Source organism: Streptomyces sp. S186, assembly GCF_051603415.1.
Taxonomy (GTDB): Bacteria; Actinomycetota; Actinomycetes; order Streptomycetales; family Streptomycetaceae; genus Streptomyces.
The window spans coordinates 420703-444195 of record NZ_CP193932.1 but is presented as its reverse complement, the minus strand read 5'-3'; the positions used below and the strand labels follow the sequence as shown (position 1 = coordinate 444195).

Here is a 23493-nt window from a genome sequence, read left to right as displayed (position 1 = left end):
CGGTTCTCCACCCGGCGGTGGAGCGGGCGGGTGGAGGCCCGGTGCGACGGGTCCGGCCCGCGGGCCGATGCTGCTCCACCCGCCCGGCTTCTAGCGTCGGTACAGGTCACCGAAGCGCCGGACCGCCCGGCGCCGGGCCGTTGGAGGCCGTCGTGGAAACCGAGGACAGGCGTGGTGCGCGGCGGGGGCGCGCCTTGGGCGTACCGCTGACCGTCAACATCGCGCTGCCGCTGGTGCTGTACTACGTGCTGCGGGCGCAGGACGTCGCCCAGTGGCAGGCGCTGTTGCTGAGCGGTGTGCTTCCGGCCGCGCATGCGCTGGGCACCGCCCTGGTACGCCGTCGCGTCGACTTCTTCGACCTTCTCGTGGTGGCGCTGCTGGCAGTCTCCGCGGGGCTGTCGGCGGTCGGTGGCAGCCCCCGGCTCCTGCTGCTGAAGGACGCGGCCCTCCCCTCCGCTCTGGGGCTGTGGATCCTGAGCAGCCTGTTCGCGGCCCGGCCCTTCGCGTACCACTTCGGGCGCCGAATGGCAGGCTCCGCGGGCCGGCCGGCAGTCGAGCGTGCCTGGCGCGAACTCCCGGATTTCCGGGCCGCGTTGCGGGGGATGACCATGCTGTGGGGCGGTTCCCAACTCCTCGATGCCACGTTCAGCACGGTGGCCGCACTGGCGCTGCCGGTGGACGTGGTGCCGGTGCTCGGCAAGGTCCAGTCCCTGGCGATTCTCGGTGCGATGGTGGCACTGACGGTGCGCCGCAGCCGCGCCTTCCGCGACCGGCACGGCATCCCGCTGTTCGGCCTGCGGGAGCCGGTCGCCTCCGAGACGCCGGTCCGCGTGGCGCACGACGCGGTGCGGACGTGACCCGGACGGGACCCGGGCGTGACTCGGGCATGGCCCGGGCGTGAAGCCTTCGACGCAGGTCGGCGGCGCGGGGCGGTGGGGGAGTGCGGAGCGGGTGAGTTGACGTGGGCGCCGTCACGGTGCGGGTGAGTTGACGTGGGCCGCCGTCACGGTGCGGCCGGTCCGTCGTTGGACTCGTCGACAACCCGCTCCCCCCTCTCAACTGGAGCCCCTGATGAACTCAGTCGTACGTGGTGGTCGACGTCTGCGCGGACGTGTGCGCGCGGCGCTCTCGCTCGCGGTCGGCGCGGTCATGATGTCGGCGGCGGCCGCCGGTGCGGCCGACCTCGGCATGATCACCTACACCACCCCGAAGGGGAAGGCGCAGGTCCTCAAGCAGCCCGAGCCCGGCCAGTGCTACACCATCGCCGGCGAGGGACTGACCTCCAACCTCTCGCTGGTCCGCAAGACCGCCCACTTCTACGCCGGGCGGCACTGCGCCGGAAAGCCGGTGGCCGAACTCGGCCCCGGCAAGCACAAGAAGCTGAAGCGCTTCGGCTCCCTCCGCGTCGACGCCGACTGAGCCGCAGACCCCACGATCGATGATCCGCCGGCGTGGCCCACTGGGCCCGCCGGCGGTTGGCTGCCCGCGCCGCGTGGGAACGGTTCCTCCTCAGGCTAGTCCTACCGGCCCCTGAACGGGGCTACGCGGGCAGGCGTTATGCAGCTATGCGGCTATGCGGGCATGGGCTGCTGAAGGCGGAATGCCTGTTGGGCCAATGCGTCGCCGGCGGGGAGGACCGTTGCGTCCGCCTCGACGGCCGGGCCCTCGGTTTCGACGGTCATCTCAGGGCGCTGCCCGCCGCTGGGAGTGACCAGGTGCTTGGCGTACGGTGAGCTCGGGTGGGCGGCCAGCACCCGCACCCGGCCGTCGCCGGAACCGCGCGGGGCGACCGGGACGACCGCCACCGACAGGCCGTTGCTGTCCTCGACGAAGAGGTTGAAGTCGTCGAAGCGGAAGTAGTCGATGTCCACGATCGGCTTCGGGTAGTGGTGGTAGCCGGCCGCCGTCGGGAGCACTCCGGAGTGGGTCCCGGCGGGCAGCGGCACCGAGGCGTTGAATATCGAATCCGTCCAGTTGGCGACCTGCTCGGCGGACTGGATCGGCGTGTTCAGGAGTTCCTCGCCGTCGTGGTAGCCGAACGCCTCATAGCCGGGCAGCGTGTCCGGGAAAGCGGCGACCACACGGGCCGCGTACTGACGGACCTGGTCGACCTTCGCCGGGTCCGCGCAGAACTGCGCCGACCACTCGATGCCCAGCGGCAGGAACAGGCACATCCACCCGTTGTGGTCCTTGACCCAGATACCGCCGCCGTGGTGGTCCTGATACGGGCCAGGGGAGAAAGTCCAGTCACCGGTGGTGTCGACGAGCTTGAGCATCAACGCGCGACTGGCTTTGTAGCCAGGGCTGTCGGTGCGCTGGGGGTGGTCCGCCACGGATATCGTCCATGGGTGGTTTTCGTGCTCGGTGTGGGTTCCCGCTGTGGTCTGGTTCCCTGCCGCGGATTGGTTCCCTGTGGTCTTCATGGTGCTCTCCATCCGAGGGCCGGGAGGCGCGCGGAGAGAACGGGAAAGCGGATCGTCGGGCCGCTTGACCTGCGTCAACTCCCGGAATGCGGCGACGGAATGAGTCGCCCTCTACAGGAGATGCTACCGCTGTTCGCCCCGCTCGGACCGGGCTCTTCCGCCCCTCTCTGGCGGCGACTGCGGTGTCACGTGGGGTAGTTGTCGCCTGGCGGAGGAAGGAAATGGCGACCCGTCGGCGGCGAATTCGTGAGGAGAGTTGCGTGAGGAGGGCCGAATGAGGAGAGCTGATATCGCGACTCGATTTTCCGTAACTCGATTTCCGGTAAGTGGTGGTACGGGCCGGCCCGAGGGATTTCGCGCGGTGGGGGTTCAGGAAATGGGGTCGTCCAGTCGGCCCGGATCGGCGGCGATCGATTCCCAGAACTCCGCATGGGCGCGTTCGTGCAGTACGCCGAGGCGTAGCAATCGGGCCCGGGACCGCTCTCGCGAATCCTTTGCGGGGTCGAGTTCGGCGCGCAGCGAGGTGTAGTGCGCGAGCCATTTCCGGTGCCGTTCGGCCTGGCGCGCGGCGAGCGCGACGATGTCCGACGGGTCGCCGAGGTCGGCGAAGAAGAGCTTGAGCTGGGCCGGGTCGCGGGTCTCCGCCTCGGGAGTGTCGGGGTCGGCCAGCCAGCGGGCCAGCGCGGCGCGGCCGGCGGGGGTGAGGTGGAAGATCCGGCGCCGCCGCCCGGTGGTCTCGGCCTCCTCCCGCAGCAGGCCGGCCTGTGCCAGTTCGGGTGGGATGCGGTAGAGCTGCGCGTGCAGGATGGGCCAGAAGGGCTGGATGTCGTCCTCGACGCGCGCCTTGAGCTCGTACGGCGTCATCGGGCCGTGCCGGGCGATCAGGCCCAGTACGACGTACCTTGCCGGGCTGTACTCCGCCATCGTTTCCTCTGCCTGTTCGGTGTGCCTGTGGCTGTGCCTGCGCCTGCGCCCTGTGTTCGCCCCGTGTCGGTTGCCTGTGCCGCGTGCCTGTTCTGTGCGGCTGTTCCACTCCCTTGATACGGTCTCATTGAGACCATACCGTCTCTTCTGTTGAGACCGTATCAATGAGATGGTTGCGCGGGTCGGGGGTGCTTCGCGTTGTGTTGCGTTGTCGGAGCCGCAGTGCGGCCGCCTGCTCGCCTGCCTGCCGGAGAACGGGGACGAATACCGCATGCACGCCCACGCCCACTCGACGCACCTCGCCGTACACCCCGAACTGGCCGATGTGCTCGCCGCGTTGCCCGAGCGGCCGGAGAATCCCTACACCGACGTCGCGGCGCTCCGGGCCGGCTTCCGGAGGCTGATGGCGCCGTCGATGCCCGCGCACGACCCCCGCGTCACCATCCGGCACACGACCGTGCCCGGCCCGGACGGCAACACCCTGGACGTCCAGGTGCTCCGCCCCGCCGGCGCGACGGGCGTACTGCCCGGCGTGCTCTACCTCCACGGCGGCGGATTCGTCTATGGGGAGCTGGACGGGCCCAGTCCCATGGCGCGTGAGGCATGCGTCGCGGCCGGTGCGGTCGTGGTCAACGTCCACTACCGCCTGGCCCCCGAACACCGTTACCCCGCGGGCGTCGAGGACTGCTACGCCACCTTGGAATGGATGGCCGCACGCGCCGCGGAACTGGGCCTGGACGCCGACCGGATCGCCGTCACCGGGGCCTCCGCGGGCGGCAATCTCGCCGCCGCCGTGTGCCTCATGGCCCGCGACCGCCGAGGTCCCGGCATCGCCTGGCAGGGGCTCCTCATCCCGTGCCTGGACGACCGTCTCCGCACCGCCTCCGCGCGGCGCATCACCGACCGCAGGATCGCCAACGCCGTGAGCCTGGGACACACCTGGGACGCCTACCTCGGCCTCGACCGCGCTCCGCACACCCCTGTCTACGCCGCGCCCGCCCGGGCCACCGACCTCTCGGGCCTGCCGCCCGCCTACGTCCTCACCTGCGGACTCGACCCCCTGCGCGACGAGGGACTGGACTACGCCCGTCGGCTGACCGAGGCCGATGTGCCCGTCGAGACCAAGGACGTCCCCGGTGCCTGGCATTTCTTCGAGGGCTACGCACCGCACACCGAACTGGCCCGCCGCACCACCGCACACTGGCTGGCCGCGCTGCGTGCCGCCCTCACGTCCGTACCACGGACTCCGGCCGTGCGGGCCTGACCGCCGCGAGCCGGGTTTCCGTCCCGTCCGATGCGCGCCAGGCATCCGGCCCGCATCGGACGTGCGGAAATGGGCAGGTGGTCAGGATCCGCTCGGCTACGGTGGGCCCTGCCCGCGCGCCCGCCGCGCCGACGGCGGACCGGGGGAGGGCGAAGAGAGACGAGTAAGAACGAGGAAGAACAAGGAAGGACGAGCAATGGAACTGACCGCACTCACGCACGCCGAGCTGTCCGAGCGGCGCACCACGCTCCGTGACGAGTACCGGCGCCTCAAGGACCGGGGCCTGCGCCTGGACCTGACCCGCGGCAAGCCGTCCGCCGAGCAACTGGCGCTGGCGAAGCCCCTGTTGGGGTTGCCCGGCGCCGACGGCGACCACACCGCACAGGACGGTACGGACTGCCGCAACTACGGCGGTCTGCACGGCCTGCCGGAACTGCGGGCCACGTTCTCCGGGCCGCTCCAGGTGCCGGCCGAGCAGCTGGTGGCCTTCGGCAACTCCAGCCTTGAGCTGATGTACGAGTGCATGGTGGACGCCGTGCTGTTCGGCGTACCGGGTTCCACCGCGCCCTGGCCGCGGGAGGGCCGCACGGCCGTACTGTGCCCCGTGCCCGGCTACGACCGGCACTTCGCGCTCTGCGAGAAGCTCGGCATCGACATGATCCCGGTGCCGATGACCGGGACCGGCCCGGACATGGACGAGGTCGAACGCCTCGTCGCCGACGAGCGGGTCAAGGGCATCTGGTGTGTGCCGAAGTTCAGCAACCCCACGGCCGTCACCTACTCCGCCGAGACGGTGCGGCGCCTGGCCGCGATGGAGACCGCCGCCCCCGACTTCCGCATATTCTGGGACAACGCCTACGCCGTGCACCGCGTGACGGGCGAGGACGAGCCCCTCGCGGACATCCTCGGCCTGTGTGCCGAACACGGCCACCCCGACCGGGCGTTCGTCTTCGGCTCGACCTCGAAGATCACCATGGCCGGCAGCGGCGTCGCCTTCTTCGGTTCCTCGCCCGCCAACGTCTCCTGGCTGCTCGGCCACCTCTCGAAGCGGACCATCGGACCCGACAAGGTCAACCAGCTGCGGCACGCCCGCTTCCTGCCCGACGCATCCGCCGTGGACGCCCATATGGACCGGCACGCCGCCGTGCTGCGGCCCAAGTTCGAGCTGGTCGACACCGTGCTGGAGAAGCGGCTCGGCGGCACCGGGATCGCCTCCTGGACCCGGCCCCGGGGCGGCTACTTCGTGAGCCTGGACGTCCCGGACGGCTGCGCGGCCCGCGTGGTGGAGCTGGCCGGCGACGCGGGCATCGCCCTGACGCCCGCCGGAGCCACCTTCCCGCTCGGCAAGGACCCCCGGGACCGCAACATCCGCCTCGCGCCCAGCTACCCCGGCCTCGACGAGCTGCTCGACGCGCTGGAGGGCCTGGCCCTGTGCGTCGAACTCGCCGCGGTGGAGCGGCTGTTGACGTCCTCCGACGTCCCGGCCTGAGCGGTGGGGCGGCGCGGCCGGCTCCCGTGGTGGAGTGTCGATCCGCGAGGATCGGGAGGGAGTCGGCCGTGCCCGGGAAGGGGGTGGCCGCGCCCATGGAGGGGGACGGTGGGCGCGATATCCGGCCGAGCACGCTGGGTGGTTGGCGGCGCACGCTGCGGAACGGCGGCAGGTCCGGCCGGTCCGGGTGGCGCCGCCAGGCCCGGCGGTCGTAGCCTGCTCCGCAGAGAGAGGCAGCGACAGCCCCGCGGGGACGTGTCCGGGCCGTGACGGCGACCGCACCCTGCGTCGCAGCCGGTGTCCACCCGTGCGAAGCGGCTGAGGAGCGGTTATGCGAGTTCACAGGGCAACGGCAGCACTCATGGTCTGTGCCGGGGCGGCGCTGGCGGCGGCCACCGCACCGGCCTCCGTCTCCGTGGCCGCCACGCCGCCCACCACCGGCCACGTAGCGGTCATCGACTGCGCCGGGCAGGCCCAGGAGCGCCCCGGCACCTTCATCCTCGCCTGCGGCGACGGCAACAACGTCCTGAAGTCCCTGCGCTGGTCGCACTGGACGTCCCGGTCCGCGGCGGCGGTCGGCACGGACATGGTCAATGACTGCGTGCCGTACTGCGCGGCGGGCCACTTCCACGGCTATCCGGTCCGGGTGCGCCTCGACAGTCCGCAGCTCCGGTCCGGGCACTCCGGGCAGTGGCACTACACCCGGGTGACGTTGACCTATCCCGCCGACCGGCCGGCCGGCACGCCCCGCGTCGTCACCACGCAGCTCTGGAGCTGACGGCGGCGACACCGGTAGCCGTGCCAGGGGAGTTGGTGCGGTTCGCCCCCGTCAACGGCGATCCCGAGAAGGACGGCGTTGTTTGGTACCGCGTCACCTCCGTCACGGCCGCCGCCTGCCTCGTCCCGGGGCCTCAGCCGTGAGTACCGCGGAGCGTCCGGCCGAAGAGCTCCAGTAGCGCCCGCCAGTGCCGCTCGGCCGCCTCGGCGTGGTACGCGGCGGTGTCCACCTGGGTGTACCCGTGGTGGGCGCCCTCGTACAGCTCGCTGCGGTACCGCACCCCGGCGGCGTCCAGTGTCTGCTCCAGCGTCTTGATCTGCTCGGCCGTCATCGACGCGTCCTCATCGGCATGACCGAAGTACAGCTCCGCCGTGATGCGGTCCGCGAGCCGGTGTGGACTGTCCTCGGTATCGGTGACCACCCGGCCGGCATGGAAGGCGGCCGCGGCCGCGATCCGGTCCGGGTACGCCGCGGCGGTACGGATGGCGAGCACACCGCCCATGCAGTAACCGGTGGTGCCCACCGGACCGTCCGTCACCAGGGGCGACGCGGCCAGCCAGGCGAGGTACGCACCGGCGTCCCGCATGGCCACGTCCGGGGTGAGGGCCTGCAGGATCGGGCTGAGCTTGGCGAAGATCTCGGGCCGCTCGGCCGGATCGATGTGTTCCGGCAACTCCACCACCGGCGCGCGCCCGGCACGGTGGAGGACATTGGGCACCAGCACCGTGTAACCGTGTCCGGCCAGGCGCCGGGCCATCTCCTGCAACGCGGGGCGCACTCCGAACGCGTCCATGTACAGCAGGACTCCGGGGTGCGGAGCGCCGTCGTCGGGATGGGCGAGATAGGCGTCGGCGGTCCCGTCCGGTGTGGGGAGGTCGATCGATTCACCATGCACGTTGGTCATCTTCACACCTTTCCTCAGGCATCCGGGCGACGCACCACGAGCGGCCGCCCCACCCGCCGACCGCGTTCACGGCCGACGGATCTCCACACGGTAACCCCTAGGGCGCTTCTGATGGATCTCCGCGGCGTCGCGGTGCCTGGCACGCACTCTCGCGGCGTTGCCGAAATGTCTCCATAGCTCCGCTATGAAGCCATCCCGGCGCCTTGCGAGAGCACGCACCAGGCACCGCTCCTTCCTCCACGGAGATCCATCAGAAGCGCCCTAGCCGCAGACAACTTCCGCCCAGGGAGCCCGGATAGGGAATCCGGGACCGTATGCGGTGAGGGACGAGCGGGCCTATGCGGCGGGAACAGGCGGCGGGCGGCGCCTCGTTCTCGTTCTCGGCGCCTTGCTCGGGCGAGACAGGGCTGATGCAGCGTCAGGTAGGTTCGGGACAGTACAACCATCGAGACCCATCAGGCACCCTCTCCACCCGCCGTCCCCGCGTACCGGCGGACCACCGGCGCCAGATAGTCCACGCACGGCCCGCCCAGGCCCGCCAGCTCCTCCGGCGCGCGCACCAGGCGGATCCGGTCCAGTTCCGGGGCGCGGCCCTGCGCCGTCTCCGACGAGGTCAGTGCCGCATACCGTTCGAGCAGCCATGACGCCGGCCGGGCGGGCGCGCGGAACAGCACCCCGACACTTCTGCGCACCCCGCGCGTGACCAGCCACAGGCTCAGTTCGTCGGGCGGCGCCTCGTGTCCGGTCTCCTCGGCCAGTTCCCGGGCGGCGTACCAGCGGAGCGTGGCGATATCGAGCGCGACGTGGGGCGCGGGTGGCTCCAGGGACCCGCCGGGCAGCTGCCAGCGCCCCGGCGCGGCCGTCCACGAGGACTGCCGGCCCACCAGCATCCGTCCGTCGTCCGTGGGCTGCACCACGGCGACGAACAGGGCCGGCAGCCATGCCGTGGCGCCCGGGACCCGGCGCAGGGCGTAGTGCCGGTACGTCGTCCGCACCCAGGAGACGACCACTGCGTCGGCTCCCTCCCGTGCCAGGCCCGCGCATGCCACCACCGGTCCGTCGAACAGGCTCGGATTGGCCCGCACCGCCGCGTCCCAGGCACGGTCCATGACCAGCCGTTCGTCGGACGACAACCCCGGCACGGGGACTTCGACCAGGCGTACCCGCCGCACCTCCAGCACCTCCGCGCCGGAATCGGCACCCAAGGACGACGCAGTCACGGCCGCCCCTCTGTACGGTGCTGTCGGGCCGCATCCGCCGCTCGCCCGGGATCGAGGGCACCAGCGCCTCGGAACCGACGGAGAAGTTCCAGGCCGGCACCGTGACGGCGGAAACCGAAGGCAATCTCGAAGAGGGGCAGCAGCATTCCCACAGGATCGCGCACCGCGCCCTCGTGACGGCGCTCTCCAGGCCGGGGCGTGCCGTCGGAACGCCCGCCGTCCGGGTGAGGACAGGCGGGCGGGGAGGTGGCGTGGGCGTGCCGGCCGGTGCGGGAACTCAAACCTCGGTGGGTATCCAGCTGGTGGGTAGCCAACTGGGCTGTCCCGCTTGGGAGTTAGTAGTACGGGCCGGCACTTTGGTGGCGCGCCGGCCGGCGCGCCGCGGGTTGGGTCGGGGAGTGGCTGCTGGGCGTGCGGGCCCGCCGGTGGGGTGATCCACGCGGCAGGCCCGCACCCACGCCGTGTCCGGCGGTGTCAGGCCGCCGCGTAGGTGCCCCGACCCGGGCGCGTGACCAGGTCGGTCTTCTTCACGGCCCGGTCGAGGGTGTTGCGCACGGACTCGATCTGGCCCGGGGTGGCCTCGCGGCCCAGTGCGGTGTTGATGTCCCGCGGACGCATCGGCTCACCGGCCTTCTTCAGCACCTCCAGCGCGGCGTCCAACAGGCTGCCGGACTCCTGCTCCGCCGCGGCCGGCTGCTTGGTCGCGACGGCCCGCTTGGCGGCCGCCTTCTTCGCCCTGGGCTTGGCCGCCGCGGGCTTCTTGCCGGCCGCCTTCTTCGCCGGGCGGCGCTTGGTGCTGGGCGACGTCGCGGTGCGCGGTTGCGGAACGACGGACGCCTCGACGGCAGGCTCCGCACCGGCCGCCGCCTCGGGCCCGGCCGCAACCTGCGCCGGAGCCGCCCCGGCCTGGCCGTCGCCGGACTCCACCGACGCCTCGGCGACAGTCGTGTCGACCGACGCTTCGGCGAAGGCCGAACCGGCGGTCACCGGCTGCCTGTCGGAGTTGTCGGCGCCGGTCAGCACACGAAGGTGTTCCAGGGCGCTGCGGGCGGAAGTCGCCTGCTGCACCACGGCGTCGAGTTGGTTGCGCAGGTGCCGCTCCTGCTCTTCGAGCTCGGGCAGCACGCCTTCGAGATTCTGGATGGTCTGATGGAGAACGGACTCAGTCATGTGTTTCCTAACCTCACGGGGGAATGAGATTCCAGTCACCATACGCCCAACGACCGTGAGGCGGGAGAGGGGACGGCCTTGCCGTGACGAACTGACCGACTCGTGACCTGGTATCGAAGGCCGATCCCTGACTGTGGGAGATGCTTCGGGCATAGGACCATCGGCTGACTGGAAGTGCCCGAACCAGCGCGGATGCCCGCGGGAGCCGTGCGGCGGCTGGTGTCTTGGCGGGAGTCAGGGTCAACGCACCACCGATTCCCCGCCGGTTGCTCGGGCAGACATCAGGCGGCCTGAGCTCCCAGGCGTTCAGGCGTGCGACGCGTACGCCCCGCGGGTGCGGAGCCGGTGCCGCTTCAGTTGTCCGAGGTCCGCGCCAAGCGGAGCGCGTTGCCCTGAACCCGGCGCAACAGGCTCTGCAACTGGTCCCGTTCGGCTGCGCTGAAGCCCGCGTAGAGGGCCTCTTCGGCCCGTTCCTGGACGGCCCACAGGGCGGCGACGGCCTGCTTGCCCTCGGTGGTGAGGATGAGGTCGGCGGGGTCGTCCGCGGCGGGCTCCAGATACCCGCGGTCGAGCAACGGCGCGACCACGTCCCGCACTTCCGCCGATCCGACACCGATATCGCGGCGCAGCTGTTCCAGCGGCGTGCGCCGTTCGCAGGCGAGCACCATCAACAGCACCGCCTGGGAGCTGTCCAGGTCGCCGATCCGGCGCAGTTCGGCGTCGAAAACCTGTCGGACGAGGGTTGCGGCCACCCCCAGGTTCCGGCCGAGGGTGTCGCGGATGCGGTCGGTCAACATGGTCAGGATCATCCTCATCCGTAGTTCGTAGATGCTGATGCCGGTGGCCACTCCGACGTTGAGGGACTCCACGGCGCCGGCCATCGGGATCTGTACGACCAGGTCAGCCTGTGCCTGGACGGCCTCGCTCACACCCTCGGTCTCGTTGCCGACCACGAGTGCGAGGCGCTGCCCGCGCAGCGGCGCCATCGCCTGCAGATGCGTCCCGCGGGGACTGGTCACCACGATCTGGAAGCCCGCCGCGCGCAGCGCCGCCACCGCGGTCGCCGGGTCGGCGAACCGGCGGGCACGGCAGTCGAGCACGGTGCCGCGAGAGGCGTCGACGACCCGGCGGGAGGACAGATCGGTGGCCTCGTCCGTGAGCACGACGTCCCGTACGCCGAGGGCGCGTGCGGTCCGCACGATGGTGCCCAGGTTCCCCGGGTCGGCGATCCGCTCGCACACCACGGCGAAGTCGCCGTAGGCATCGGAAGCCTGGGCCGGCGCCGGCAGACGGGCGACCGCCAGCCAGTCCACCGGCTTCGCGCCTCCGGTGATCTTGCGCAACAGCCCCTCGCGCACGGGGTGGACGGGCACCTGGGCGCGGTTGAGCTCCTCGTACAGGCACGGGTCGCCGGTCGCGGCGTCCACCGTCGTCAACACATACGCCAGGCGTGCGCCGGCGGCCCGGGCCTGGCGGATCAGGCCCGCTCCCTCGACCAGGCAGAGACCGGCGGCATCCCGGCCGGCACGGGTGGCCAGCGACCGCGCCGTGACGATCAGCGGATCCTTGATCGCATCGATGGGTTCCCTATCGATGGGTTCCATGGTGGGTTCCATGAGCGGTCAGGCTAATGGGACGACCGTGAGGGGTCGCCGCATTTCCCGACCGGCGGTGAGGGACCGGTGAGGGGTTGGGGACCCATCGGACACGCCCTGGACGTCAGGCATCGGCCCCCGCCCGTACGGTGATCAGTTCGGTCAACTTCCGTGCGGTAGCGGTGGGGTTGACGGGGTGGACGAGTTCCGTGCGGTGGACCAGGCGGGGTGCGGAAACGGGGACGGCGGCGACGCCCGGGAGGGTGGTCGCCACCGACAGCGGTAGCGCGGCCAGACCGTGCCCGGCGGCGGCCAGAGCCGCCAGGCCGTACAGATCGGTGCCGCGGTGACGCAGCCGCGGCCCGAACCCCTCGGTGCGGCAGACGGCCCGCAGCTGGTCCAGGGGGACGGCGGTGTCGGGGGCGTCGATCCACTGTGCCTGGGACAGATCGGTCAGCCGCACCGCACGGCGCCGCGCCAGGGGATGGCCGTGCGGGAACAGCACCGCCAGGGCGTCCTCGGCCGCCGCGAAGGTGGCGGTGGGACCGAGGTCGGGCATCGGAAGCGGATCGCTGGGGGCGGCGGCACCGTCGACGAACCCGGCGTCGGCGCGTCCGGTGACCACCTCCGCCAGCACCGCTTCCCGGCCCAGGACCCGTACCTCCAGCTCCAACGCGTCGGTGGCGGCACGCAGTTCGGCGAGGGTATGCGCCACGGTGGGGGCGAGGGCCGCAGGCGAGCAGGCCAGGGTCAGCCGGGTGGGCCGGGCTTCGTGCAGCCGGGCGATATCCGCACGGGCGGCGTCCAGTCGCAGCAGCAGCGCCGGGGCGTGCTCCATCAAGCGCGCTCCGGACGGTGTGGGCGCCACCGGCCGGCGCTCGACCAGCCGGGTGCCCAAGTCGGTTTCCAGGGCGGCGATGTGCTGGGAGACCGCGGACTGGGTGTAGCCGAGCGCCGCCGCGGCACCGGAGAACGAACGCTGCTCGACAACCGTGACAAAGGTGCGCAGCAGATGCGGATCCATGCGCCGCAGTATCGCATCTGCATCAGAAACACTTATCCGTAGTGCACGAATCATCGTTGGACCTGATGCCGCGGTGCGCCGCAGGATGACTGCCATGAACGACAGCACATCCACCGCACGCCCCGCGGCCGCGCCCGCGGCCCGCCTCGCCCTCGTCGGCGACCGCTCCGAAGCCGTCCGCTCGCACAGCCGCATCCCCGGCCTCCTCGACGCGCTCCGCGTACGCGATGGACTCGACCTGGACGCCTACTGGATCCCTTCCGACGACGCGGACGAGGACCTGACGGGCTTCGACGCGATCTGGGTCCTGCCGGGCAGCCCCTACCGCAGCGAGGCCGGCGTCCTGGCCGCGATCCGCACGGCCCGCGAATCCGTTATCCCCTTCCTGGGCACCTGCGGTGGCTTCCAGCACGCGCTGCTGGAGTTCGCCCGCAACGTCTGCGGCCTGACCCGCGCCGGTCACGCCGAGAACGACCCGCACCTCGCCGAGGAGGACGCGGTGCTCATCCCGCTCGCCTGTTCACTGGCCGGCCACGAGGGAACCGTCGACGTCACCCCCGGCTCCCGCGCGGCCGGTCTGCTCGGCACCGAGCGCACCCGGGCCCGCTACCACTGCAGCTACGCCCCCAACCCCCGCCACCTGGACGTGCTGCGCACCCACGGACTGGCCTTCACCGGGACCGACGCCGTCGGCGACGTCCGCATCGCCGAACTGCCCGGCCACCCGTTCTTCCTCGCCACCCTCTTCCAGCCCGAACTCGACGGTGACGGCACCCGCGCCCACCCGCTGATCACCGGCCTGGCCACCGCCGCCGTCCACCACGCCCGAACCCGGTGAACCCGAACCCCGGATCCGCCTGGCCGGGCGCCCTCCTGCGTGCCTGGCTCCGCGCGTGCACCGTGTCGCACGCCCACGCCGGCAGTCCGCTGGCCTCCGTCCCGGACGCCGCACTCGCCGCCCTGCGGGTGGATGACGCTCACCGCACCAGCGCACCGGTGGAAGCGACCGCAGGGACGGACGGCGCCTGAGGCCGGTCGGGCCGGTCAGTCAAGCCGGCCAGGCCCGTTCAGGCAGGCCCAGGGTGCTGTTGTGTGAGCGGCGGGGAGGGGCAGTCATGGGAGGGTGCTCCTCACGGTGAGGGGCGGTGCTCCTCACCGTGAGGGATGGTGCAGCCGGTAGGACCCGGCCAGGTCCCGTACCTCCGCCGAGGACACCACCTCATGCGCCTCGTCCCCGGACAGATGCTTGCCGAGCAGGGCCAGTACATCCTCCGACAGCCGGCCCTTCAGCTCGTCCGGGCGCCCCGGCAGCAGCCCGACGGTCACATGCACAAAGGCCACCCGCTCGTCCTCCCGGTCGCCGACGTAGGTGTCCGCCGCCGGACGGAAGAAGGTCTTGCACACACCCGTCGAGCCGCTCCCTTCGAGCACCATGGGGTGCAGCTCCCGCACAAATGCCTGCCGGTCGAAGACGCCGGCCAGCTGTGCGGAGTAGTCGACGGTGATGTGTGGCATGGGGACCTCTCGGATGCGTCTGCGCTATGCAACCATTTTCCGCCATGCACCGGACAGGATGCGCCGAGCCCCCTGCTCGCCGTCGTGCGGCAGGGTGCTATGCGCCCGGGCGCTCGGCCGCGTCGAGGAGGACGCGGGCCAGTTCGTGCGGCTGGGAGAACATGGGCCAGTGGCCGGTTTCCATCTCGACCAGCTGCCACCGCTCACCGCTCAGCAGCGCGGCCACGTCAGGCGTCGGCTCGGGGCCGTCGAGCAGGCACTTGACGTACGTCGCCGGCAACTCGCCGAGCGGACGCGACAGAACGGCGGGCTCGGTGAGCGTGGCACCGGGATGCGGAGTGGAGCCGGCCACGAGCCGGGCCACCTGCTCGCCGGTGAGCCCCTGGCCCTCGAAGTCACCAGGGCCCAGCGGCGGCCAGAACCCTCCGTTCGCGGCTATCGACGCCTCCACCATGGCCCGCCCTTCGGGCCAGCCGGACACGAACGACTCCCCGTCGTGCGGAACGTTGGCATCGACGAACACCACCCGCGCCAGCCGGTCGCCGATTCGCTCGGCGGCCTGCCCGGCGGGTATGCCGGAGTAGCTGTGCCCCACCAGGACGACATCCCGCAGCGCGCGGCGTTCCACCGTGTCCACAATGTCCTGCACATGAGTCTGCTGGCCGGCCGGCACGCCCCGCTTCTCCGCCAGACCGGACAGCGTCACCGGGTGCACGCCGTGCCCGGCCGCCCACAGCCGCGGCACCACCTCCTCCCACGCCGAGGACCCCAGCCACGCACCGGCAATCAGCACGAATTCCGTCATGAAGCCAACGTAACGGAGGCCACTGACAACGGGCGCGCAACGGCCGCCACCACCCGGGGAATTGGGGCTGACAAACCGCCTGACGAACCGCTTGACTTCCTCGCGACCGCTCAACTAACCGCTCAACTCACCACTCGATTCACCGCTCAACTCACCACTCGACTGATCGCGAGACCGTGCATGAAGATCGTCATCATCGGCGCCACCGGCACCATCGGTTCGGCCCTCGCCGACGTCCTGGAAGCGCATCCGGGATACGAGGTGATCCGTGCCTCCCGGAGCGGCCCCGTCAAGGTCGATCTGGCGGACCCCGCCTCCATCGACGCCCTGTTCGCCACGCTCGGCCCCGTCGACGCCGTGGTCGCGGTTGCGGCGAGCGGCACGATCTGCCGGATAGACGCCCCGTCCGACGCCGACTACCTCACCGGCCTCGACGGCAAGCTCGTCGGCCAGGTCCAACTGGCCCGCCGGGCCGCCCGGTACCTCACCGACGGCGGATCCCTCATCCTCACCAGCGGCATCTTCGAGTTCGATGAGCCCGGTATGTCGTTCACCGCCCTGGTCAATGCGGGTCTCGCCGGATTCGTCCCGGCCGCGGCGCAAGAAATGCCGCGCGGCATCCGCCTCAACGCCGTGAGCCCCGGCTGGATTTCGGAGACCCTGCGGGCCATCGGGCGCGATGCGACGGTGGGCACGCCCGTTGCCGAGGTCGTCCGCGCCTATGTCGAGCTGCTGCAGGGCGCCGACCGTGGCCGCGTCGTCGAGCCGGGGACGCCGGAGGCCCGTAAGGGCTGAACGCCGTTACAGGATCCGGCGGTGCACCCGGCCCGGACCGGCAAATAAGCGACAGCCGGGCCGTCGTCCGGGCCGCCGCATGAGTAGGGTGCATTCATGCAGACCAGCGGGGAGGAACAGCGCGGCCATGTGCTGCTGATCGCGGGGGCCGGGGCCACGCACCGACGTACCGTCCAGGTGATACCCAGCGCCAATCTGGCCGCGCTGACCGCCGTTCCCGTCCCCGTGCTGCTCGGCAGCACCCTGCCGGCCGACCTCGTCCATCTCGATGGCGCACGTGACCAGAACACCATGCTCATCAGGTTGCGCACGGCCGCCGCGGCCTCCGGGCCGCTGCTCGTCTACCTCGCCGGACTGCTGACCGTGGACCGCAAGAACCACCGGCTCCACCTCGCCTCCCCAGGCTCGACCGCCGGCACCACCCGCTACACCGCACTGCCCTGGGAATGGGTGCAGAACGAGCTGCGCCGGCGGCACGGACTCACCACCGTGCTGGTCGACATGGCCGCCGACAAGGGTGCCTGGTCCGAACTTTACGAACGTGGCGGCCTGCCGGAAGTGAACGCCGAGGTGTACGGGGTCATCACACCGCCCGGTCTCTCCGGGACGGCCGACGGCATCAGCGTTTACACCCAGCACCTGATCGACGTGTTGCGTTCCCAGCCGGAGCGGCCTGAGAACGCCCGACTGCACACGCTGACGATGGCTGCCGCCGCCATACCGCCCGGCACGCTCGTCCTGCCGAACGCACCACGGGGTGACGGAACTTACCCGGCCGACACCGCCGAAACCCAGCCAAAAGCACCGATCAAGCGACTGCTGTCCGGCGACCGCACCTTCCTGCCCACCCTCCGCCGCCGGGAACCCGCGTCCGCGCCCGCACCGGTCCCGCAGCAGCCGGCGGCCCTCCCGCCCGCTTCCGCGCCCGCGCACGTCCCTGCCCCCGCGCACGTCCCTGCCCCCGCGCCCACCCCTGCCCCCGCGCCGCTTCCGGCCGCCGCGTGGTTCGCCGGCGATCCCGATTCCTCGGGTTCTGCCGCCCCTCCGGCCCAACGGAACGCGCCCCAGGCAGCATCCCCACTCCCATCCCCATCCCCACTCCCGTCCCCGCTCCCGGAAACACCGGCCGCACAGCCCACTCCGCCACCCCAACCCTCACTCCCGCAACAGTCTCCATCGACTCCGACGTCAGTCCCCACGTCCCCACCCCCACCCGCTTCCCCTCCCACTCCTGCACCCTCGTCGCCAGCCCCCACACCGGACCCCAAGCCCCTCATCTGGCAGGCGGCGCAGGCCGGTCGGCACGACCAGGCCGCGGAGATGGCGGCGGCCTGGGAACAGCAGGCATTGCAGCGCTATGGGCACGCTTCACCGCAAGCCACCGAATGGGCCGAAATCCGGGCCGATCTGGCCCGTATCGCCGGTCGTTGGCCGCTCGCCACGCAGCTGTGGGTGGCGGCCGCCCGCACGCGGCTGGCCCATCAGCCACCCGACTCCGCCGAAGTCCTCAACGCGGCGCGCGGTGCCCACTATTGCTGGAACCAGATCACCGACCCGGACCAGGCCATCGAGAACGGCCCCGAGCTGATCAATCTGCTGCGTCAGCTGCCCGCGCTCGACCCCCGCCATGTGTCCACGGCACAGAGCCGTCTCCAGTACCTGCACCAGCCTCCGGCCGGGGGCGCCCAGTAGCTTGTCGCCGCCGATGTTCTTGCCGCCGAGGTGCCAGGCCGTGCGGAAGTCATGGGCGTGGTGACGGTCGGGCGTCAACGCGCGATAATTGATGTTGACGCCTGGTTTGTGCGGCGAATAAATTCTCGCCCGTCATAACTTCTATGGGATGGGGCGGCTCGCGACGCCGGACAGTACGTGAACTCCTGAGCTCCCGTAAACGAAGGGGAGTTAGGAATCGGCGGCCGTGCCTTTCTCGCCTCCCGCCTCCCGCGTTCCCACCTCCGGCCTTCAGGGGACACCCCGGCCGTCACCCACCACCGACCACCCCCACCCTCACCCTGCACACGGAGGATCGTTGCTGAACGTCACTGCTGTACCCCCGGCTCCCGGCCAGGCACAGGCCGTCCGCGACCACGCCGACGCGCTGATCGCCGCCCCGCTCCCGGCCGATGCCGAGGTGCGTGGCGACTGGGTGTGCGCGCCGGGCGTCGGGGGCGGCGCGGTGCTCTATGTGCACGGCGGTGGGTTCACCCACACCATGCCCGAGGCCGAGCGAGTCATGTCCTACCGCCTGTCCCAGGCAACCGGACGACCGGCCCTGCGCGTGGGCTACCGCCTGTTGCCTGCCGACCCCTACCCCGCGGCGCTGGAGGACGTCCTCGCCGCCTGGCAGACCGTGTTGGACGAGGGCATCGCCGCCTCGGACGTGGTCTTCGTCGGTGAGTCGGCCGGCGCCACCCTGGTGCTCTCCGCCCTCTTGGAGCTCAAGCGCACCGGCGGCCCGCAGCCCGGCGCCGTGGTCGTGATCTCCCCGATCACCGACTTCGCCCTGACCGGTGCGTCGCTGGCCGCCAACGACGGCAAGGACGTGCTCAGCCAGGGCGTCCTCACCGCCGTCGCTCGCGCGTACCTGGCCGGCGCCGATCCGGCCGAGGCGCCCCAGTCACCGCTGTACGGCGATCTGCGCGGACTGCCGCCGTTGCTCGTCGCCGTCGGCACCGACGAGGTCCTGCGGGACGACGCGCGCCGCTTCGCGGAGGCTGCGGACGCCGCCGGAGTGAGCGTGTGCCTGGACGAGTACACGGACCTGCCGCACGCCTTCCATCTCTCCGAGGCGGGGGAGGGGCTGCTCGACCGGCTCGGCCGATGGCTCGCCGATCCGGTACGCGAGGTCACCGTCAGCGGCCCGGAGGCGGGCCCCTACGCCCTGGCGGAGGGGCCCGACGGGGCCTTGTGGTTCACCCTGGTCCAGCAGGGGGCGATCGGCCGCCGGGACGAGGACGGCCAGGTCACCGTCCATCCGGTCGGTGCACGCCCCACCGTGATCGCCCAAGGGCCCGACGGCGCCCTGTGGTTCAGCGAGTACGGCACCCATCGCATCGGCCGGATCACCGTCGACGGCCGGGCCACCTCCTTCGCGCCGCCGACCGCGGACGGCGGGCCGTTCGGGATCGCCGCGGGACCGGACGGCGCGATGTGGTTCACGCTGTCCGCAGCCGACCGCATCGGCCGGATCACCATGGACGGCGAGATCACCGAGTACCCGTCACCCGGTGCCTTCCCGTCCGCCCTCACCGCCGGACCCGACGGCGCCCTGTGGTTCACCCTCAACCAGGGCAACGCCATCGGCCGGATCACCGTCGACGGCGAAGCCATCGCATACCCGCTGCCGACGCCGTCCGCCGCCCCGGTGGGCATTACGGCGGGGCCGGACGGCGCGTTGTGGTTCACCGAGATCGGTGCGGGGCAGATCGGCCGCATCACGGTGGACGGCACCATCACCGAGTATCCGCTGCCCGATCGCCAGGCACGTCCGCACGCCCTCACCACCGGGCCCGACGGCGCCGTGTGGTTCACCGAATGGGGCGGCAACCGCGTCGGGCGGATCGGCACCGACGGCCGGATCACCGGATACGACCTGCCCCGCCCTGCCTGTGAACCGCACGGCATCGTCCGGCATCGCGGTGCGGTCTGGTGCGCCCTGGAGACAGGCTCCCTGGCCAGGGTCGCGGTACCCGCGGAATAGGTCACGTGCCGTGCCTGGGACGACTGCAATGTGTGTTGCCCAGGCACGGGCGGCGGTCGCGGACGCCGTCGCGGACGCCATACAAGGGCATGCGGGAGCGCATCGGGGCGCAGGCGCCGGGGTGCGCCCCGCGCGCACGCCGCCGTGCCCCAACGACGGGCGACGAGTCCGGAATTCCGCCCCATCGCGGCCTGGGCGTCGGCTGATACTGGCGGCGGTTCCACGACTGGCCGTTGGCTTCGCCGGCGGCAGTGGTTTTTCCGCCTACATCGAGGAGCATTGCCTTGCGTCGTATGCGTTCGTTCGCCGTCGCTTCGGCCGCCCTGGCGGTCGTGTTCGGCCTCGCGCCCACCGCAACCGCCGCCTCCGCGGCGCCCGCCCATCGGGCGTCCTACCGTTGTACTCCCGGCTACTTCTGCATCTACAGCAACTGGAACGGCGGGGGAACCCGCTGCCAGTGGTCGCAGCGAAGCAAGGCGAACACCGCTGACGACTGTTCCTTCATCCGGCGGGGCATGAAAGTCCGCTCCCTGTGGAACGGAACCGGTCACCGGGTGCAGTACTACACCCAGACCAACTACCACGGCCGGGTCGGCTCCACCCCCGCCGGAGCCGGCGGCAACCTCCAGGGCAGCTACCAGATCCGTTCCTTCCGCCCGCAGTGACGTGCTGCCGGTGACGTACTGCCGGTGATGTACTGCCTGGGCTGACGGCTTGACGGCCTGCCGATGGGCGCGAAGCCAAGTGAGATGAGAGGCCGGGCCGGCCTGCGCAGCGGGGATTCCCCCTGCCTGGCCGGCCCGTGCGCGGCTCGTACGCGGTTCGTACGAAGTCGAAGTCGAGGGCGAGGAAAGCGAGGGGACTAGATTCAGACAGTGAAGGAGAAGGAAGTCCCCTCATGGCCTCGCCATGGCCAACGATAACAGTCAGGCGGGGATCAGGTCGCGGAGATTTCCCGGGGTGATGATCCGGGAGTCCGGGTGCAGACCGTCGGGGCGTTCCAGGCCGAGATAGGTGACCGGTCCGTCGGGAAGTGCCTGGGCCTCCCACAGGGTGACGCAGGTGGCGGAGTCGGCCATCAGGTCGGCGAGGTATCGGACGGTGAGGTAGTCGCGTTCGACGATGCCGCGTAGCAGGGTGGCGACGGAGACGCGGTTCCCCTCGACCTGGTTTGACGTCGGTGTGCCCCTCAGGCAGAGGTGCAGCCACTTGGCGCGCCAGCGGCCGTCGGCGCCGCGCTGGAAGGCCAGCGGCAGGGCGACCCGGCCGGGGCCGCGGAGTTCGGACTTCATGCGCACGGTGCGTGGTTCGAAGGGGCGGCCCCGCTGTTCGGCGTCGCGCAGCATGAAGCCGAAGAACGACTCCTCGACCTCGTCGAAGCCCTCGCCGGAGTAGATGTTGACCTGCGGGACGATGAAGGTGCCGGGCACCGCGTCCAGGCGCAGGTCGATGAACTCCGAGGCGCCGTCGGGTGCTTGGGTGATGTCGCCGGAGTGCTTGCCGCCGACGGCCGTCAGGGCGGTGTAGGACAGCCAGGAGTGGGTGGAGTAGTCGGCGTTGAGCATCAGTGCCGACAGGTCGTAGTCGGTGGTGCGGGAGGTCTCCTTCCAGTAGACGAAGAAGCGCAGCAACTCGCCCTCGACGGGGGAGACCGAGCCGCGCGGGAGCACACCGAGGCCGGAGGTGGTCGCCTTGCCGCTGAGCGGAAGCGCGACATCCAGCATGGCGGGGTCGATGAGCAGATGGCCCGGGGCCGGCAGGCGGCGGCGGATCTCGGCGTCCACGATGGCCGTCAACCGCTTGCGTTCCGCCGGCGGTACGGGCAGGCGGGTGTCGGAGGCGACCCAGGCACGGCCCCGGCGGTTGACGAAGACCCGGCGTTCACCGGTCTCCTCGGCGCGATTGTGGAGGTGTTCGCGGACCGAGAGCAGGACGCGACCGGAGACCTGGGGCGCGACCCGTTCGGCGGCGGCCGCGACGGCGTCTCGCTCCTCCTGGGTGGGCGCACCGCGCAGCAGCCGGTCCAGGGCGCGGAACAGCTTGCCCGGCGCGGCGGTCAGGAGCTCCAGTGCGCCGGTGAGGTCCTGCCTGGCCAGACACGCTTCGACGCGGCCGTCCAGGGAGGGAGCCGGCGTTTCGCCCCGGGCCACGGTGAACACCGAGGCGGCGTGCGGCCAGCGTGGGTACTCGTGCGGATGGAGGCGCTCGCCCAGGCGCTTCCACGGCTCGCGGTGGGCCGCTACGTCCGCGAGCTTGGCCGGGGAGGCGGCGATCACGCGGTCGAGCCCCGCGAGAAGGGCGCGCCGGACCGGCCGGGACAGGGCACGGAAACGGGTCGGCTCCTGGAGCGTCACATCACCGTCCGACAGCGCACAGGCCAGGCGGAGCACGTCCGTGACGGTGTCCAGGAGGAGCTCGGCGCCGACGGCCAGGCGGGCCTCGTTGACCAGCGCGCGGTTCTCGCGGACCGGGATGGTCTCGGGCTGGGGGCCGGTGGCACAGTGCTCGGCGAGCAGCCGCAGATCGTCGCGGACGTCGTCGCCGAGAGGGGTGCTGCTGCCGGCCAGGGCGAGGTAGGCGGCGGTGGTCTCGTCCGCCAGGCTGCCGCCCAGGTGCAGCACCGTCAGACGGTCGCCGGCCGCCGCGATCAGCTCGTCGTGGGCGGCGAGCATCTCGGTGTAGGTGTGTTGGTAGGCGCCGTACGTCGGCAGGGTGAGCAGGTCCAGAACACCGCTGCGGAGCTGTTCGAGAGTGCGGTCGCGGGCGGTGCCGTCGGCCAGTGCCTGGCCGATGCAGTGCATCCAGAAATCGAAGGTGGCCGGCACACGGGACGGGAAGTCGCGGAAGTAGACGTTGTGCTGGACATGGTCGCCGACCATCGTGCGGACGGTGCGCAGGGTGTGTACGGCGGTGTCGACGACCGTGTCCGTGGACAGCCCCGACAGGTGCGCCAGCAGCTCCCCGGAGAGTTTGAAGCCCACCGACATCAGCGCGGCGTCGAACTGCCGCGCCGCGACGTCACCGTCCCCGGCCGGCCCCGCGGGGGCGGGAAGGCGGTGGGTGTGGCGGATGACCAGTGAAGCGAGGCCGTTTCCCATTCCCACATGATTCCAGACACGCGTTCGCCGGTGCACCCGGGTTTCGCATCGCCCGGCGGCTTCGCCCGGCCTGGCCTGGGCGCGCACCGAAATCCCAGTCGCTCCGACGCCGCAGGACGCCGCAGTACGCGACAGCCAAGCGCGCCGCGGGAGTTCGCCGGGATTAAGGTGGGCCGCACAACGGATGTCGAGAACGGATGTCGAGGGGGCGGAACGTGGCGAATCCAGGGCAGGGCACCGAGGCGGACACCACGGGTGGGGGAGCGGTGGAGCGCGGTGGACGGCGGCGCGTCGCCCTGCTGCTGGCCGTGGCGGGCTGCGCCTATCTGATCGATCTGGGCAGCAAACTGGCGGTGGTGGAGAAGCTGGAGTACCGCCCGCCGGTCCCGGTGCTCGGCACCTGGCTGGAACTCCGGGTGACGCGCAACTCCGGTGCGGCCTTCGGCATGGGCGGGGCGATGACCATCCTGTTCACGCTCATCGCGGTGGCCGTCGTCGTGGCGATCGTCCGCCTGGCGCGCAAGCTCTACAGCGTCCCGTGGGCGATAGCACTGGGCCTTCTGCTGGGTGGTGCCCTCGGCAACCTCACGGACCGTCTCTTCCGCGCCCCCGGCGGCCTCCAAGGCGCGGTCGTCGACTTCATCGCCGTCCGCGGCTTCAGCGTGATGAACCTCGCCGACTGGGCGATCGTCTGCGGCGGTGTCCTGACGGTGTTCTGCTCCTTCCGAGGCTGGGAACTGGGCGACACCGGGCGGACGACGAGCGAGGCGACCGTCTGAAGCGTCCAGT

At 71.4% G+C, this 23493-nt stretch carries 22 protein-coding genes and 1 pseudogene; 13 read left to right on the top strand and 10 right to left on the bottom strand.

Annotated elements, in window-relative coordinates; translation table 11 throughout:
- Window positions 1-152: 152 nt before the first annotated feature.
- Together ACRAS8_RS01950 and ACRAS8_RS01945 are read left to right on the top strand one after the other, a co-directional pair.
- Entirely contained in the window at window positions 153-857 is a 705-nt protein-coding gene (locus ACRAS8_RS01950) for a VC0807 family protein (RefSeq protein ID WP_438483988.1), read from the top strand.
- A gap of 214 nt (window positions 858-1071) precedes the next feature.
- A complete protein-coding gene (locus ACRAS8_RS01945; RefSeq protein ID WP_438483987.1) occupies window positions 1072-1419 on the top strand; it encodes a hypothetical protein in 348 nt (115 codons plus the stop codon).
- A 152-nt stretch (window positions 1420-1571) separates the two neighbouring features.
- Here the strand turns inward: ACRAS8_RS01945 and ACRAS8_RS01940 are convergent, their stop codons facing one another.
- Together ACRAS8_RS01940 and ACRAS8_RS01935 are read right to left on the bottom strand one after the other, a co-directional pair.
- A complete protein-coding gene (locus tag ACRAS8_RS01940; RefSeq protein ID WP_438483986.1) occupies window positions 1572-2423 on the bottom strand; it encodes a DUF6424 family protein in 852 nt (283 codons plus the stop codon).
- Window positions 2424-2792: 369 nt separating this feature from the next.
- Window positions 2793-3347, bottom strand: a complete 555-nt coding sequence (locus ACRAS8_RS01935) for a PadR family transcriptional regulator (protein ID WP_438483985.1) — start codon at window positions 3345-3347, stop codon at window positions 2793-2795.
- A gap of 208 nt (window positions 3348-3555) precedes the next feature.
- On the opposite strand from ACRAS8_RS01935, the gene ACRAS8_RS01930 reads away from it, so the two are divergent.
- The 3 genes from ACRAS8_RS01930 to ACRAS8_RS01920 all read left to right on the top strand — a co-directional run bounded on the left by ACRAS8_RS01930 (window position 3556) and on the right by ACRAS8_RS01920 (window position 6878).
- Complete coding sequence (locus tag ACRAS8_RS01930; protein WP_438483984.1) at window positions 3556-4611, top strand: alpha/beta hydrolase; 1056 nt, start codon at window positions 3556-3558, stop codon at window positions 4609-4611.
- Window positions 4612-4807: 196 nt separating this feature from the next.
- Complete coding sequence (locus tag ACRAS8_RS01925; RefSeq protein ID WP_438483983.1) at window positions 4808-6100, top strand: aminotransferase class I/II-fold pyridoxal phosphate-dependent enzyme; 1293 nt, start codon at window positions 4808-4810, stop codon at window positions 6098-6100.
- Window positions 6101-6431: 331 nt separating this feature from the next.
- Window positions 6432-6878 carry a hypothetical protein gene (locus tag ACRAS8_RS01920; RefSeq protein WP_438483982.1) on the top strand — a complete coding sequence of 149 codons (447 nt, stop codon included), beginning with the start codon at window positions 6432-6434 and terminating at the stop codon, window positions 6876-6878.
- Between the two features lie 133 nt (window positions 6879-7011).
- On the opposite strand, the gene ACRAS8_RS01915 is transcribed toward ACRAS8_RS01920, so the two are convergent.
- The 5 genes from ACRAS8_RS01915 to ACRAS8_RS01895 all read right to left on the bottom strand — a co-directional run bounded on the left by ACRAS8_RS01915 (window position 7012) and on the right by ACRAS8_RS01895 (window position 12791).
- Entirely contained in the window at window positions 7012-7782 is a 771-nt protein-coding gene (locus ACRAS8_RS01915) for a dienelactone hydrolase family protein (protein WP_438483981.1), read from the bottom strand.
- 455 nt (window positions 7783-8237) lie between these two features.
- Window positions 8238-9002: an NUDIX hydrolase gene (locus ACRAS8_RS01910; RefSeq protein ID WP_438483980.1), complete on the bottom strand. Its 765-nt coding sequence runs from the start codon at window positions 9000-9002 to the stop codon at window positions 8238-8240.
- Window positions 9003-9476: 474 nt separating this feature from the next.
- Window positions 9477-10172: a hypothetical protein gene (locus ACRAS8_RS01905; RefSeq protein WP_438483979.1), complete on the bottom strand. Its 696-nt coding sequence runs from the start codon at window positions 10170-10172 to the stop codon at window positions 9477-9479.
- Between the two features lie 353 nt (window positions 10173-10525).
- The gene (locus ACRAS8_RS01900; protein ID WP_438483978.1) at window positions 10526-11776 is read right to left on the bottom strand and encodes a TrmH family RNA methyltransferase; all 1251 of its coding nucleotides are present in this window, start codon (window positions 11774-11776) and stop codon (window positions 10526-10528) included.
- 115 nt (window positions 11777-11891) lie between these two features.
- A complete protein-coding gene (locus tag ACRAS8_RS01895) occupies window positions 11892-12791 on the bottom strand; it encodes a LysR family transcriptional regulator (protein ID WP_438483977.1) in 900 nt (299 codons plus the stop codon).
- A 94-nt stretch (window positions 12792-12885) separates the two neighbouring features.
- Here ACRAS8_RS01895 and ACRAS8_RS01890 point away from each other — a divergent pair, with 94 nt between their 5' ends.
- Entirely contained in the window at window positions 12886-13629 is a 744-nt protein-coding gene (locus tag ACRAS8_RS01890; RefSeq protein WP_438483976.1) for a CTP synthase C-terminal region-related (seleno)protein, read from the top strand.
- A complete protein-coding gene (locus tag ACRAS8_RS01885) occupies window positions 13626-13820 on the top strand; it encodes a hypothetical protein (RefSeq protein ID WP_438483975.1) in 195 nt (64 codons plus the stop codon). The genes ACRAS8_RS01890 and ACRAS8_RS01885 overlap by 4 nt, the downstream gene beginning before the upstream one ends.
- Window positions 13821-13943: 123 nt before the next feature.
- On the opposite strand, the gene ACRAS8_RS01880 is transcribed toward ACRAS8_RS01885, so the two are convergent.
- Window positions 13944-14306, bottom strand: coding sequence for a 5-carboxymethyl-2-hydroxymuconate Delta-isomerase (locus ACRAS8_RS01880; RefSeq protein ID WP_438483974.1), 363 nt, complete (start codon window positions 14304-14306; stop codon window positions 13944-13946).
- Between the two features lie 97 nt (window positions 14307-14403).
- Complete coding sequence (locus tag ACRAS8_RS01875) at window positions 14404-15111, bottom strand: alpha/beta fold hydrolase (RefSeq protein ID WP_438483973.1); 708 nt, start codon at window positions 15109-15111, stop codon at window positions 14404-14406.
- A gap of 180 nt (window positions 15112-15291) precedes the next feature.
- On the opposite strand from ACRAS8_RS01875, the gene ACRAS8_RS01870 reads away from it, so the two are divergent.
- From ACRAS8_RS01870 to ACRAS8_RS01850, 5 genes and pseudogenes are all read left to right on the top strand, one after another.
- A complete protein-coding gene (locus tag ACRAS8_RS01870) occupies window positions 15292-15906 on the top strand; it encodes a short chain dehydrogenase (protein WP_438483972.1) in 615 nt (204 codons plus the stop codon).
- Between the two features lie 96 nt (window positions 15907-16002).
- The gene (locus ACRAS8_RS01865) at window positions 16003-17598 is read left to right on the top strand and encodes a hypothetical protein (RefSeq protein WP_438483971.1); all 1596 of its coding nucleotides are present in this window, start codon (window positions 16003-16005) and stop codon (window positions 17596-17598) included.
- 226 nt (window positions 17599-17824) lie between these two features.
- Window positions 17825-18673, top strand: a pseudogene (locus ACRAS8_RS01860) (alpha/beta hydrolase fold domain-containing protein); the annotation flags it as partial.
- Between the two features lie 33 nt (window positions 18674-18706).
- On the top strand, window positions 18707-19606 hold the full coding sequence (locus ACRAS8_RS01855; RefSeq protein ID WP_438490317.1) for a Vgb family protein: 900 nt from the start codon (window positions 18707-18709) through the stop codon (window positions 19604-19606).
- Between the two features lie 293 nt (window positions 19607-19899).
- Entirely contained in the window at window positions 19900-20271 is a 372-nt protein-coding gene (locus ACRAS8_RS01850; RefSeq protein WP_438490316.1) for a peptidase inhibitor family I36 protein, read from the top strand.
- Window positions 20272-20532: 261 nt separating this feature from the next.
- On the opposite strand, the gene ACRAS8_RS01845 is transcribed toward ACRAS8_RS01850, so the two are convergent.
- A complete protein-coding gene (locus tag ACRAS8_RS01845; protein ID WP_438483970.1) occupies window positions 20533-22704 on the bottom strand; it encodes a TerD family protein in 2172 nt (723 codons plus the stop codon).
- 215 nt (window positions 22705-22919) lie between these two features.
- Here ACRAS8_RS01845 and lspA point away from each other — a divergent pair, with 215 nt between their 5' ends.
- A complete protein-coding gene (gene lspA, locus ACRAS8_RS01840; RefSeq protein ID WP_438483969.1) occupies window positions 22920-23483 on the top strand; it encodes a signal peptidase II in 564 nt (187 codons plus the stop codon).
- The last annotated feature ends 10 nt before the right edge of the window (window positions 23484-23493 follow it).